This window comes from Gemmatimonadaceae bacterium (assembly GCA_036496605.1).
GTDB lineage: Bacteria > Gemmatimonadota > Gemmatimonadetes > Gemmatimonadales > Gemmatimonadaceae > AG2.
The window spans coordinates 17,686-31,703 of the sequence record DASXKV010000038.1 but is presented as its reverse complement, the minus strand read 5'-3'; the positions used below and the strand labels follow the sequence as shown (position 1 = coordinate 31,703).

Genomic DNA, 14,018 nt, shown 5'->3' with positions numbered 1-14,018 from the left:
CTATGCTCGTGTCGCAGGATTCAGCTCGGCCGCGGGTCGCTCGTGGCGAGCTGCGCGTTGGATCACACGAGTGGAGATGCGCATGCGAAGGCAGTCAGCACGCGCGCGTTGTCCCATTGGCCTGTTCGCCATTGGACTGCTGGCGGTTGGAGGTTGTGGAGGCTCGGGGGGCGATCACGGCACCGCGCCCGACACGACACCGGCGACGGTCGTCATCACACCGTCCACGTCGCAAACCATCGCCTCGGGGAGCTCGGTGTCGTTTTCGGCAGACGTCCGCAACCGCGACGGAAACTCGATTCCTGGGCTGACCGTGACGTGGATGTCGTCGGATCCGACCGTCGGAATCATCGAGCAATCGGGAAGGGTCACTGGTGCGCGGACTGGAACGTCCGGGATTGCCGCATCCGCCGGTAGCGTTTCCTCCTCTTCCGTTACGGTCACCGTGACGCCCGGCGCGGCGACGCAGCTCGCGATCCGAACGCAGCCCGCCGGCGCGGTGTCGAAAGCAGCTCTCACGACACAACCCGTGGTCGAGGTGAGAGACCAGGCGGGCAACCTCGTCACGTCGTCGACGACAAGTGTGACTGCTGCCGTGAGCAGCGGCAGTGCGAGTCTTTCCGGATCGCTCTCAGTGACCGCGGTTGCGGGCGTCGCGACTTTCGTCGACCTGAGCCTCACGGGATCGGGCCCGGTGACGTTGACGTTCACGGCGACGGCCGTCGCCGCGGCGACGTCGGCGGCGCTGAACGTGGCTCCGCCGCTCGCCATTCCAGCGTCAATCTCCTACGAGTCGCCGGCGGGAAAGGTCTATCTCCTCTCGCCTAACGCGACAGTCGCTCCGACAACGGCGGTGCGAGACAGCACGGGCGCGGCGCTGAGTGGCGTGGCGATTACGTACGCGACCCGTGCGCCAAGTGTAGCGAGCGTCGACGCACACGGAACGGTCACCGGCGTCGCGGAGGGCGCGGCCTGGGTCGTCGCGACCGCCACTGCGGGCGTCGCCGATTCGATCTGGGTGCAAGTCACGAAGCCTAACGGGCCGGTGCTCTACACTACCCTGTCGCGCACCAACTGGCATGCGGGCGATACCATCTCCGTCACCGTGGTGATGGACAGCCGCACTTCGACCGTGGGCGCGGCGAGCATTCTCGTCAGCTGGTCGGGCGACCTGACCCCGAAATCCACGGGTGTTGCGACCTTCCTCGATGCCATCTCCGTGGGGTCCGGCGTCACGGCCAGCGGCGCGGAGGTCTACACGAGCTCAATCGTTAGGCTCACGGCCGCATACGCCAATGGCCTGAGCGGGAGCGAGGAGCTCATCACATTCCGTCTCGTCGCGCGCACCGACCTCGGCCCGGCTGGCGGCGCCGGTGGGTTGTTCGTTGTCCCTCTCGACGTCGTCGCGCTCGATGAATCGTCGCTCCTCTCGCAAACGACATCCACTCATTATCCACTGGTCATCAAATGATGCCTCGTCACCGCCTCGCGCGGCCGATGCGACTGGGCGCCGTACTCTTGGCCGTTCTCGCTCTGTCCTGCCTCGAGCCCGAGCGACGCGCCCTCCCGGAATCGACGTTGTCGGGACGAGACGTCGGTGTGGTTCTCATGCTCTCGGACAGCGCGCCTCGCATGGGTTCGGTCGTCAGCGTCACAGCGCGGCTGGTTGGCGCGCCTAACGGCACCCCACGGGTCGCGAGCTACACGGCTCGCGTGACCTACGACACGCTCGCGCTTCGCTTTGCCGGCGAGCTCCCGCTCGACGACAAGGCCACGCGCGTCAGCAATGCCGTCGGTCCAAGCGTGCGCGTCGCCGGCTTTGCCGTCGGCGGACTCGCGAGCGCCGATCTCTTTCGCCTGTCGTGGCAGGTACGCACCGCGCGCGGCGCGGCGGCGCTCGATGGGCTGCAGCTGTCGTTCAGTGAGCTTCACTCCGCGCAACACGAGGATCTCCGCTCGCGACTGCGATCGGCTGGTGCGAGCACCGGGTTCACGGTGCGATGACGGCGAGGATAACAGTGAAGATTCAGCGATCGCTCACACGTCAATTCATGCTCGCGATGATGCTCGGCGTCGTCAGCCACGCCGTTGCGGCGCAACGCCGCGAGGAAGACGTCGCTGCCCGCCGGCGCTATCATCGCCTGCAGCGCGCCTATCCGCATCAACAAATCCCAAGCAGCGGCTTGCGGGAGATCATGCGACTCCGGCGCAGCTCATCACGGACGCTCGCACCGCGCATTTCGGCGGACGTGCTGGCCACGGGCGCCCAGTGGACCTCGGAAGGACCGTGGTCCATCCTCCAGCGGACGAACTACTACCTCTCCGCTCCGCAGCTCGACGCCGGCCGCGTCGCCGACGTGGCGATCGATCCCTCGAATCGCAACACGGTCTACGCGGGCTCTGCCGGCGGTGGCGTCTGGAAGACCGGCGACGGCGGAAGCACCTGGGCACCACTCACGGATGATCAGTGTTCACTCAACATCGGCGGCATCGCCGTCGATCCCAGGAATCCCGACATCGTGTACGCGGGAACGGGCGAGTTGAATGACGAATCGTTCGGCTGCGGCATGCTGCGATCCGTCGATGGCGGGAGAAGCTGGCAGCTCTTCGGGGCGGCTGAACTCGGACCGGATGCCGGCGTCTACTATTCCGCCACGGGCGCCGTGTACGTCGACCCCACAACCGCGGGCACCACGAGCAGCACCGTCCTGTTGGTGGCGACAACGACCGGCATCTTTCGCTCGACGGATAGCGGCCAGAGCTGGTCACTGAGCAACACCGGTTGGACAGTCAGCCTCGTGGCAAGCGCCCGCGACCCCAACATCCTCTTCGCCGGAGCGAGCACGAGCACCGTGTCACAGGGTGGGTTGCTTCGCTCGGCGGACAAGGGCGCCACGTGGACGCTGCTCCCGCTGCCATCCGGCCTAACGAGCGACCGCATCGAGCGCGTGCAGTTGGCGACGTCGGCGGCCGCTCCCGACCAGGTGTGGGTCGCCGTCGGCAATTACGACGGCAGCATCGGCGAGTTCGAGGGGCTGTGGAGGTGGAACGATGCAAACGGACAGTGGACGAAGCTCGTCGCAGCGGGGTTGCGCACGGATGATCCGCGCGGCGACATCGGAAAACAGACTGGCTACGACCTGCTGATAACCGTCGACCCGACGGATGCAAATCGAATCTACCTTGGCGGTGAGCGGCTGTTTCGCTCGACCGATGGCGGCGCGAGCTTCAGCCGAATCGGAGCCGAGGTGCACGTCGATTGGCACGCCGTCAGGATCGATCCCACGGACCACTCGCGCCTGGTCGGCGCATCCGATGGAGGCGTGTTCATTTCGACTGATGGCGGCGACAGCTGGGTGAGTCGGAGCGCCGGACTGGAGATCACGATGTTCTATCCCGGCGTATCGATCAGTCCGAATCTGAATGCATATCTGGTTGGTGGGACGCAGGACAACGGCGTCATCGAATCCAACGGCCTGCCGAACTGGGACGGGCTGTGGTCAGGCGATGGAGGGTACACGGCGTTCAGCGCCGCAGGGGATGTGCTCTGGTTGGAGGCACAATGGAATGGTTTCGCTCCCGGTCCGGGCATTGCTCGCTTCGGGAACGGTGTCATTCGTTCCGTGAACGATGGTGTCGACCCGAGCGACCGTGCCCTGTATCTTCCACCGCTCGTTATGCACCCTCTCATTTCCAGTACACTCTACTTCGGCACGCAGCGTCTGTATCGAACGACCGATGAGTACACCTGGCAGCAGGTGTCAGCGAGCTCGGATCTCACCAAGGGAGCGGGCGCCATCACCCGCATCGCGATCGCGCGCACGGACCCGGATACCATATATGTCGGCACGAGCGATGGACTCGTACGCTTGAGCGTCGATGGCGGCGTCACGTTCGCGGCGGGCGGATCCGGACTTCCAGATCGTTTCGTCAACGGCCTCGCGCTGGATCCTGCAGATGCAGCGCATCTGGTGGCGGCCGTCGGCGGATTTGGCACGCCTCACCTGTGGGAATCCCACGATGCGGGCATGACGTGGTCGGCGATCAGTGGGACCGGCGGGAGCGCGCTGCCAGATGTGCCGGCGAACGCGATCACCTTCGTGGGCTCCGCAAGCGCGATTGCGGTGGGCACGGATGTCGGTGTCTGGTTGAGCAGCGATGCTGGAACGTCCTGGCAGACGGCTGCGGGCGGCTTGCCTAACGTGGAAGTAAACGATCTCGTCTACGATAAGATGAACCAGCGACTCGTTGCGGCGACGTATGGCCGCGGGATCTGGGTCGCGCCCGTCGTCGCACCGGTCGCGGTGCTGCGCGGTGACCTGAATCTCGATGGCGTCGTCGATGCGAACGATGCGCTCCTCGTCGCCGAAGCCCTGGCGAACCTCGATGTCGGCAAAACCGTCCTCGGCACGCTGGTGCAGGTGCTTCCGGCCGGCGACGCGAACTGCAACGGCGGTCTCGATGCAGGCGACGCACTCGTCGTACTGCGACAGGCCGTTGGTCTTTCGACGCAGGGAAGCTGCGCCGGCGCGATGCACAGCGTACGGCCGTCACGTTAGGCGTCCCTGAGTACGGTCCAGCTGAGCTCTGAACGACCTGCGGCACATCCGCTCCGCCCCGAGAGAGAGTTGCGGGACAGACAACGGCGCGTATGATTGTGCTCAGGCGATCAGTTGTGTCTCAGTTAGGAGTCAGGGGCGAAGATGATCCGGCTCCGGACGTTCGGTGCCGTCACGCTCGAGCGGGACGGCATTCCGTTGAAAGGCCGCAATACGCAGCGCCGTCGTCTCGCGCTGCTCGTGCTCCTCGCATCTGCGCGGCGGAAGCCCGTCAGTCGCGACCGGCTCTTGGGGCTGCTCTGGCCCGAACGCGACCAGGACCGCGGCCGCCATGCGCTCGCCCAATTGGTTTACGAGCTTCGCCGTGACCTCGGGGCGTCGGTGATCACCGGTGGAGCAGATGATCTTGTGTTCGACGATGATCTAACGAGTGACGTTGGCGACTTCGAGGACGCGTTGCAGGTGGGATCGATGGAGCGCGCCGTCGCCGTTTACGCCGGGCCATTTCTCGACGGTTTTTTCGTTTCGGGCGCGGCCGAGTTCGAGCGTTGGGCGGAGGCTCGTCGTCGCGAGCTCGCGACAAAACACGTGCACGCAGTAGAAATGCTGGCGGTCGCGGCGACGAATCGCGGCGATTTCTCGGCTGCGGCCGAGCTTCGCCTCCGCGTCGCGGCGCTCGATCCGCTGAGCGCGCGTCACGCCTTGGCCGCGATGAATGCGCTCGCGCGTGCCGGCGATCGGCCGGCCGCAATCCATCACGCGCAGCTCTACGCGCAGGTCGTCCGCGGAGAGTTGGACGTCGACGCCGAGCCGTCAGTCACGCAACTCGCGGCGGAGCTGGCGCGCCCGGCCAACCCTGAGAGAGCACTCCCGGCAGCCAAGAAACCAGCGGTGGTCGAAGACGAATCCGCGCCGCCGAACGAGCCGCCGGACCGCGAAAGGCGCTGGCGGCGGAGTCTTCGTGCCAGCCTGCCGCTCGTCGCCGCTTCCCTGCTTTTGTTTGGCGGCGGCATGGTGCTCCGCGCGTTACGCGTCGAAAGTCGCGCGACAGCGCGACTCGTCGTGTTGGGTGAGATCGCGAGTCCCGATACGCTGCTCTCGCTCGCCGCGCGCGAGGTGGTGCGCGCGGAGCTCGAGCGAACGCCCGACGTAATCGTGCTGGATGACGGTGTCGTCGCCAGCACGCTTCGTCTCATGAAGCTGCCGCCCACGGTGCCACTCACGGAAGCGGTGGCCGACGATGTGGCACTGCGAAATGGTGCCTCGTTGGTGATCGTCGGTCGAATCGCGACGCTCGGTAGCAGCATCGAGATCGTCGCGCGCTTGCTGGATCCGACTCGGACGACTCCCATGGCGGTGCTCTCGACGAGGCCGCGCACGAACGACGATGTCGTTCGTGCGCTCGCCGAGATCGGATCGGAGCTTCGCGGCCGAGCGACTCGCGCGCGCGTGGACAATGGCGTGCCATTACCGGCCATCACCACCAGCTCGCTCGAGGCGCTGCGTGCGTACACGCTCGCCCGTGCCGCGCTCGCGCGGCTCGACCGGCCGGCGGCGATCGCGTACGGCGAAGCGGCCGTGGCGCACGACAGTGATTTCGCGCTCGCGCATTATCTCGTTGGTGATCTGCTCTGGTACGTCGATCAGGAGCATCGTGCCGAGGAGCACCTCGGCCGAGCGTACCGTCTGAGCGCGCGGCTTCCGGTGCGCGAGCGCCTTCTCGTTCGTGCGCGCTATGCCCAGGTCGTCCTCGATCGGCCCGACAGCGCGCTCGGGTACTGGCGGGCGCTGCGCGCGGCCTATCCGCGAGAGTCGTTAGGCTACGAGGGCGCGGTCTGGACGGACTTGGCGACCGGTGCATTCGAGGACGCGGCAGCGGCAGCCGACAGCGCGCTGGGTATCGACTCGACCGCCGCGCCTCAAATACGGAACCGCATGATCGCGCTGTTGGCACTGCGAGATACGGCGCGTGCGCTGGCGCTCGCGCGCGGCGCCGGCGCGCGGTGGCCCTATCTCGAGCAGCAGGTGCGCATCGCGGAGTACCTCCTGCGGGCCGACTTGCCCGGCTTGCAACGCCTCATCGACAGCATCGCACCCCCAGTCGTGCGCGGTCGGCCCAACATGGAGCTCGCACCAACGCGTCAGGCGCTGCTGCTCTCGCTCGGCCGCGTTCGCGAGGCGGCGAATTACGGCGCGGTGGTCATAGCGACGTTACACGCGCAATTCGCGATTCGCGCCGAGTTGTTTCAGGCGCGCAACGAGCTCTCGTCAGTCAACGGATCGCCCGAACGTGGCCGCGCGCTCCTCCGCGCGGCGATCACGCGCCTCGACAGTACCGATCTGTCGCCGCCGGCGACGGCACGGCTCGCGGAGCTCGCGGCATTCGTGGCCGCGGCCGCCGGTGATCAGGAGAGCCTCGCCACTCTCCGCGCCATCGTCGCCGAACGGGATGCCGGGCGGAATCTGCGCAGTCACGTACTGGCACAGATTACTATCGATGCTGCGGACGCGTTCGTACACGGCGACTACGCTTCGGCGATCCGTCAACTGGATCGGACGCGAGCGCAATCGTTCTATGGCCGCTCCGAGTGCGCCCTGGCGCTCCTCCAGGCCGATGCACTACGGCTCGCCGGGGCGCGCACTCGGGCTGATTCGCTCTATTCCCAGGTCAGTACGCCGGGACGGCTTCGTGACGACGGCGACGCCTGGCTCTCGCTGCGTCCGATTGCCATTGCGAACCTCGCCTCCGCTGCGCTGCCACGGAGAGGCGATGTCGCAGCGATGGTGAGCGACGGCTCGCGCTAGATCTGTAACATTAGTTGCACGCCGACTGTTGCAAAGATCATCAACAACCTGCTACATGCGTCATCGCGCTTTGCACCATCGCAACGCAAATTGACTGCAGTTGCTCGACGCGCGCGCAATCGGCGAAGGCGGACGCAGATGTGACCGCATCTTACCGACGGGTGACGATCTCCTGATCGACTCTCAACCTGCAGCCTTTTTGTGGAGGTTTCCCATGTCACGCCCATTCCTGTCACCCGCCCTCGTGCTGTTCAGTGTCGTCGGCCTCGCCGTCAGCGGCTGCAGTGGCACGAACGTAACCGGTCCGCAGCGGTCCTCCGCTCTGGCGTCGCGGGCGTACTCGCTCAGCGTCAGCGAAGTCAGCGAAAGTGGCTGCTCCTGCGGCTCCAACGTCGGACGGAACGACAAAACCAATCCCACGCCTTCGCCGTCTCCTTCGCCGTCGCCCTCCCCTTCGCCGAGCCCGTCGCCCACTCCAACTCCGTAAAAGACCTCTCTCTGCTACTCCCACCATGAGTCGTATGCAGGAATGGCCGGATCGGCATAGCCGGTGCGGCCATTCACTGGATAAGCGTCGACAGCATGGCGCTCTGCTTGGTACGAACGAGCGAACGTCGTACCATCCAGTAAATCTCGATGGCATACTCAAATAACGGTAACCGACTCTTGCCGAGGAACATCATCATCTGTTGCGATGGCACGAACAACCAGTTCGGCATCTGCAACACAAATGTCGTGCGGATCGCGGAACTGGTAGCGCGAGATCCGGCGCAGCAGCTGTGCTACTACGACCCAGGCGTTGGCACGTTGCCCGAACAAGGCGTGCTCACGCGCGTCGGTCGAACGGTGTCACGCTGGATGGCCCTCGCCTTCGCGACGGACATCAAAGACAAGGTCAGCACGGCGTACGCGCATCTCATGGAGGTGTGGGAGCCTGGCGATCGCGTTTTTCTCTTCGGATTCAGCCGCGGCGCATACACGGCGCGCATGCTCGCCGCCGCGCTCTACGCCCTCGGCCTCTTGCCGAAGGGCAACACCCAGCTCCTGCCTTACGTGACGCGGTTGTTCGGCTCACTGCGACAGAGCTCATCCGACGAGTACTGGCACGTGCTGAACTCGTTCCGGCAGTCGTTCGCGCGGCAGATTCCTGGCCGCGAGGACGCACGCTTCCCGATTCACTTTCTCGGTGTCTGGGACACGGTCTCTTCGGTCGGTTGGGTGTGGAATGCACCCGCGTATCCCTTCACGGCCAAGTTGCCTAACGTCAGCGTCGTCCGGCACGCGGTCTCGATCGACGAGCGGCGCTGGTTCTTTCGTCAGAACCGGATCGCGCCACAACCCGGGCAGGATGCGAAGGAGATCTGGTTTGCGGGCGTCCACAGCGACGTCGGAGGAGGATATCCCGAAGACCAGGGCGGTCTCTGGAGGGTCACCTTTGAGTGGATGCTCAACGAGGCTCGCGCTGCCGGTTTGCTCGTTGACGAGGATCGCCTTGCGCACGTGCGCGGACGATCGCCGTTACCCGCTGAGCCATGGGCCGAGCCGCAACACGAATCGCTCGAGGGAGCGTGGTGGATCGCCGAGTTCGTCCCGAAGCTCGTCTACAATCCGACGACGAAGCGCCGTCGGCCAGCGATCGGCCTGGGCCGACGTCGCACATTGCAAACGGGCGCGCTCATTGACGTCTCAGTTCTCAAACGCTTGCGCCGAGGCGACTATCATCCGCCGAATCTCAGCGAGTTGTTCACGACGAGTGTGACAAACCTGGCGAGCCTGCCCGCTGCTGATCCGTACCCGGGCTGACTGCGTGAGTGGGGGAGCGATCTGAATGAGCGCGTTGCGCAGCGCCGGCCGACGCTGCCCGATGAACGACGTTGGCGACGACCCGCTCGGTCACCGCGCGCGTCGTCGCGGCGCGCGTGGCATCGGTGGTCAGGTCGCGGGTGAGAACGCCTTCCTCGACCGTTAGGCGCACCGCCGCCTCGACTGCACGTGCCTCCTCTTCGAGGCCGAGCGAGTAGCGAAGAAGCAGCGCCGCGCTCAAGATCGCCCCGATCGGGTTCGCGATGCCGCGACCCGCGATGTCCGGCGCCGAGCCATGTATTGGTTCATAAAGCCCTGCGCGACGAGCATTACCGTCGGGCGCGCCGAGTGATGCCGATGGCAGGAGACCGATCGATCCGGACAGGACCGCCGCCTCGTCGGTGAGGATGTCGCCAAACATGTTCTCCGTCACGATGACGTCGAAGTCCGACGGGCGCTGAACGAGACGCATCGCGCAGGTGTCGACGAGCATATGCTCGACCGCAACGTCGGGGAACTCGTCCGCGATGACGCGAGTGACGGTCCTCCGCCAGAGACGCGACGTCTCGAGCACGTTGGCTTTGTCGACCGAGGTGAGACGTCGTCGCCGCGCGCGGGCCATCTCGGCGGCGATGCGAACGATCCGCTCGATCTCGCCAGTCGTATACGTGCAGACGTCAGTCGCGATCTCGCCATCACCGGTGGGCGTGCGCTCGAGCCGCTTCTCGCCGAAATAGATACCGCCGGTGAGCTCGCGGACGACGAGAATGTCGACGCTCGTCAGGTGCTCCGGACGAAACGGAGACATTCCCGCGAGCGACGCATACGGCACGACGGGTCGCAGGTTGGCATAGAGTCCGAGCGCGCGTCGGATGGCCAACAATCCCTGCTCGGGTCGCACGCGTGCCCCGGCCGCGTCCCAGCGCGGGCCACCGACAGCGCCGAGGAGAACGGCGTCAGCCGCACGACAGAAGTCGAGCGTTTCGCTCGGCAACGGTTCGCCTACCGTATCGATCGCGACGCCGCCGATCAACGCCTCGCGGACAATGAAGGTGTGCGTGTAGCACGACGCCACCGCGTCGAGGACCATCTGCGCGGCGGCGACAACCTCGGGACCGACGCCGTCGCCGGGCAGCGTGACGATCGTCGCCGTGATCGACTCTCGCGCGGCGCTCATACGCCCACGTCCGCATCGATGGGCGCTCTCGCGCCCACGTCCCGATCCTTGGTCGAGACACGGGGAGAATGACAAGATTCAAACACGCTCACATCCTCCGTGGCGTCGAGCAGAACATCGAGCTCGTCGATGCCATGCAGCACGCAATGCCTCGCGAAGGACGCGATCGGGAATTGTACCGCCTCGCCGTCCGGCATGATGAGCGTTTGCGACTCGAGATCGACGCGCACCTTCGGCGAGCCTTCGCGTGCAGCGGTGGCGAGTCGCTCGATGACGGATGCGTGGACCTGGATCGGCAACAGCCCGTTCGCGAGCGCATTGCCGCGAAAGATGTCGGCGAACTCGGTGCTCACGACGGCACGGAAGCCAACGCCGAGGAGCGCCCACACGGCGTGCTCGCGCGAAGAGCCGCAACCGAAGTTGCGGCCGGCGACGAGCACTCGCGCCTCCGCGGCCCCCGGCTGGTTCAGGGGAAATGCCGCGTTAGGCGTCCCGTCGGCGTGACGGCGCCAGTCGTAGAACGCGGCGTCACCGAGGCCGGTGCGCTCGATCGTCTTGAGAAAGCGCGCGGGAATGATCTGATCGGTGTCGACGTTGTCGACCGGCAACACGACATATGTCGACGTGAATGCTTCGAACGGGCGTGTTGGCATCAGCGAAGGCTCTCCAAGAACAGCGGACGTGGATCGGCAACCGCGCCGGCGACCGCCGATGCGGCCGCGGTCAATGGACTCGCGAGCAGCGTGCGACCTCCGGTGCCTTGGCGTCCTTCGAAGTTGCGATTGCTCGTCGAGACGGCGAGCTGGCCGGGGCGCAGAGAGTCACCATTCATGGCAATGCACATCGAGCAACCGGCCTCGCGCCACTCAGCGCCCGCCTCGATGAAGATGCGGTCGAGGCGCTCCGTTTCCGCCGCGCGCTTCACCGCTTCCGAGCCGGGCACGACGAGCACGCGGACACCCGGTGCGACGCGGCGTCCGCGGAGAATCGACGCCGCCGCGCGCAGATCGGAGAGTCGTGAGTTCGTGCAGCTTCCAATGAAGACGACGTCGACAGGCGTCCCGATGAGCGGTTGGCCGGGTGTGAGTCGCATGTAGTCGAGGGCATGACGCACGCTCTCGCGGTCGTCACCGGCGGATAGTCGATCGGGATCGGGGACAAGTTGGGTGATTGGGACGCCGGTGCCGGGATTCGTCCCGTACGTGATCATCGGCGCGAGCGAGGATGCGTCGATCGTTAGGCTTGCGTCAAAGGTTGCGTCGTCGTCGCTGCGGAGCGCGCGCCATACCGCGAGCGCACGATCCCAGGCCGCGCCCTGCGGTGCCCGGGGTCGACCCACCAGATACTCGAAGGTCGTGTCGTCCGGCGCGATCATGCCGGCGCGCGCGCCCGCCTCGATCGACATGTTGCAGATCGTCATCCGCTCTTCCATCGAGAGCGCGCCGATCGTATCGCCCCGGTATTCGATGACATGACCCGTCCCGCCACCGACACCGAGTCGCGCGATGATGGCGAGAATGACGTCTTTCGCCGTCACGCCGGGCGCGAGTCGCCCGTCGAGCCGCACCTCGAGTCGTTTCGGCTTTGTCTGCAGGAGGCACTGGGTCGCGAGGACATGCGCCACCTGCGACGTGCCGATGCCAAAGGCGAGCGCGCCAAACGCGCCGTGCGTACTCGTGTGACTGTCGCCGCACACGACCGTCATTCCGGGCTGTGTGAGGCCGAGCTCCGGGCCAATGACGTGGACGATTCCCCGTCGTGCGTCGCCTAACGCGTACAGTGGAATGCCGAATTCGGTGCAGTTCTGCTCGAGCTGCTCGAGCTGAGTCCGCGCTTGCCCATCGAGTCCCGTGAGGACGGCGAGCGTGCGCGCTCCGGGGGGGCCGAACGCCGTGGGCGTGGAATGGTCCATCGTCGCCACGGTGTTGCCGGGACGACGCACACGCAGTCGGCGTTGACGAAGCTCGGTGAATGCTTGCGCCGACGTCACCTCGTGGACGAGATGAAGGTCGACGTAGAGGATCGCCGGCGTGGACGCCGCGGGGACGCGCACGACGTGCGCATCCCAGACCTTGTCGAGGAGCGTTCGCGGCGCGCTCACGCGACCTCCGTCGGCTGGGCCATCGTCGCGAACGACGTCGCGAGGGCGATGAGATCGCGATCGGTGATGCGCTTCTGTCGATCGGCAAGTGATTTGAGCCGTTCGAAGATGCCAATGAAACGAGCCTCGTCGACGGACACGCCAAGCTCCTCGAGCCGTTTGCGAACAGCGCTGCGACCGCAGTGCTTGCCGAGGATGAGCGCGCTGCCCTCCTGGCCGACAGAGTGCGCCGTCATGATCTCATATGTCTGACGATCCTTGAGCACGCCGTCCTGATGGATCCCCGCCTCGTGTGCAAACGCGTTGGCGCCGACGATCGCTTTGTTCAAGGGCACGTGGACGCCCGTGCATTCGGAAACAAGCCGCGAGGCGCGCGCGATCTCCCGCGTGTCCACGGCCGTGTGCGTTTCGTAAAATGCCGCGCGCGTGTGCAGCGCCATCACCACTTCCTCGAGCGCGGCGTTGCCAGCCCGCTCGCCGATGCCGTTGACGGTGCACTCGACCTGTCGCGCTCCAGCGCGTATGCCGGCGAGCGAATTCGCAACGGCGAGCCCGAGGTCGTCGTGACAGTGCGTCGAGACGACGACGGCCGGCTCTCTGGCAGCGAGCGCGCAGACATCGCGGATCAGGTCACGGTACTCGTCAGGCGTGGCGTAGCCCACGGTGTCGGGAATGTTGAGCGTCGTCGCGCCGGCCGCGATCGCGACCTCGAGCACCTCGCCGAGGAACTCGGGGTCGGAGCGCGACGCGTCTTCGGGCGAGAACTCGATGTCGTCGACGAAGGATCGCGCGTACGCTACCGCATCGCCAACCTGGTCAAGCACCTCGCGTCGAGTCATGTGCAGCTTGCGCGCGAGGTGCAAATCGGACGTCGCGAGGAACGTGTGGATTCGGCGGCGCGGCGCCGCGCCGATGGCGCGTGCGCACGTCTCGATGTCGGCAGGTTTCGCGCGCGCGAGGCCGCAGACGATCGGCGACGTTTCTGCACTCGCGATCCGCTCCGCGACGGCGGCGACGGCATCTTCCTCGCCTGGTGAGGCAGCCGGGAATCCGGCCTCGATGATGTCGACGCCGAGTCGAACGAGCTGCTCGGCAACGGCCACCTTCTCCGCCAACGACATGCTGCAACCCGGCGCTTGTTCGCCGTCTCGCAACGTCGTGTCGAAGATGAGAACGCGCGTCGGGTCACGTGCTACTGTCACGTAATCGTTACCGGAGGCTGGTCGAGACATGGTTGCACAGGCGACGGTGAGAGTGGTGGCGAAAGTCCGCGTCGCGTGCGCGCTCGTGAACGATTGGCTCCTCGATGGCCACCGATGGCAGGGCGCAAACGGAAGCGGCCCCTCCCATCGCGTGGATGGGAGGGGCCGCTCATCGCGTCAGCGCGCCGCTACTCGGTGCGCTCCTTCCCTCCCATGCACAGAAGCCCCCGACCAAGAAGGCCGAGAGCGCTGCTAAGGAGGAGAAGGTTGGCGCGATGCATGAACGCGAACCTAAAGCGCACTCGCCGCGGCTGTCAAGGCGCGTGTTGACAAATGTCAGAATCGGCATAGGTTGCGTTTCGACACCATCA

Annotated in this window: 10 protein-coding genes; 6 read left to right on the top strand and 4 right to left on the bottom strand. The window is 65.9% G+C overall.

The genetic code is table 11. The features are described from left to right. The first annotated feature begins 82 nt into the window (after positions 1 to 82). The 6 genes from VGH98_15145 (at position 83) to VGH98_15120 (ending at position 9,167) form a co-directional block, all read left to right on the top strand. The gene (locus VGH98_15145) at positions 83 to 1,471 is read left to right on the top strand and encodes an Ig-like domain-containing protein (GenBank protein ID HEY2377311.1); all 1,389 of its coding nucleotides are present in this window, start codon (positions 83 to 85) and stop codon (positions 1,469 to 1,471) included. Continuing rightward, complete coding sequence (locus tag VGH98_15140; GenBank protein HEY2377310.1) at positions 1,468 to 2,004, top strand: hypothetical protein; 537 nt, start codon at positions 1,468 to 1,470, stop codon at positions 2,002 to 2,004. Before VGH98_15145 ends, VGH98_15140 begins: the two co-directional genes overlap by 4 nt. Positions 2,005 to 2,018: 14 nt before the next feature. After that, complete coding sequence (locus VGH98_15135) at positions 2,019 to 4,559, top strand: hypothetical protein (protein ID HEY2377309.1); 2,541 nt, start codon at positions 2,019 to 2,021, stop codon at positions 4,557 to 4,559. A gap of 144 nt (positions 4,560 to 4,703) precedes the next feature. Beyond that, complete coding sequence (locus VGH98_15130) at positions 4,704 to 7,364, top strand: BTAD domain-containing putative transcriptional regulator (GenBank protein HEY2377308.1); 2,661 nt, start codon at positions 4,704 to 4,706, stop codon at positions 7,362 to 7,364. Between the two features lie 214 nt (positions 7,365 to 7,578). After that, complete coding sequence (locus VGH98_15125) at positions 7,579 to 7,851, top strand: hypothetical protein (protein ID HEY2377307.1); 273 nt, start codon at positions 7,579 to 7,581, stop codon at positions 7,849 to 7,851. A 149-nt stretch (positions 7,852 to 8,000) separates the two neighbouring features. After that, the gene (locus VGH98_15120) at positions 8,001 to 9,167 is read left to right on the top strand and encodes a DUF2235 domain-containing protein (protein HEY2377306.1); all 1,167 of its coding nucleotides are present in this window, start codon (positions 8,001 to 8,003) and stop codon (positions 9,165 to 9,167) included. Here the strand turns inward: VGH98_15120 and leuB are convergent. The 4 genes from leuB to VGH98_15100 are packed head-to-tail and all read right to left on the bottom strand — an operon-like array spanning position 9,109 to position 13,647. Further along, on the bottom strand, positions 9,109 to 10,344 hold the full coding sequence (gene leuB, locus VGH98_15115; protein ID HEY2377305.1) for a 3-isopropylmalate dehydrogenase: 1,236 nt from the start codon (positions 10,342 to 10,344) through the stop codon (positions 9,109 to 9,111). The two genes, VGH98_15120 and leuB, sit on opposite strands and share 59 nt — an antisense overlap. Next, positions 10,341 to 10,997 (bottom strand): 3-isopropylmalate dehydratase small subunit, encoded by a 657-nt coding sequence (gene leuD / locus VGH98_15110; protein HEY2377304.1) that lies wholly within the window; start codon positions 10,995 to 10,997, stop codon positions 10,341 to 10,343. The genes leuB and leuD overlap by 4 nt, the downstream gene beginning before the upstream one ends. Next, positions 10,997 to 12,445: a 3-isopropylmalate dehydratase large subunit gene (leuC, locus tag VGH98_15105; protein HEY2377303.1), complete on the bottom strand. Its 1,449-nt coding sequence runs from the start codon at positions 12,443 to 12,445 to the stop codon at positions 10,997 to 10,999. The genes leuD and leuC overlap by 1 nt, the downstream gene beginning before the upstream one ends. Then, positions 12,442 to 13,647, bottom strand: coding sequence for a 2-isopropylmalate synthase (locus tag VGH98_15100; GenBank protein ID HEY2377302.1), 1,206 nt, complete (start codon positions 13,645 to 13,647; stop codon positions 12,442 to 12,444). Before VGH98_15100 ends, leuC begins: the two co-directional genes overlap by 4 nt. Positions 13,648 to 14,018: the final 371 nt, after the last annotated feature.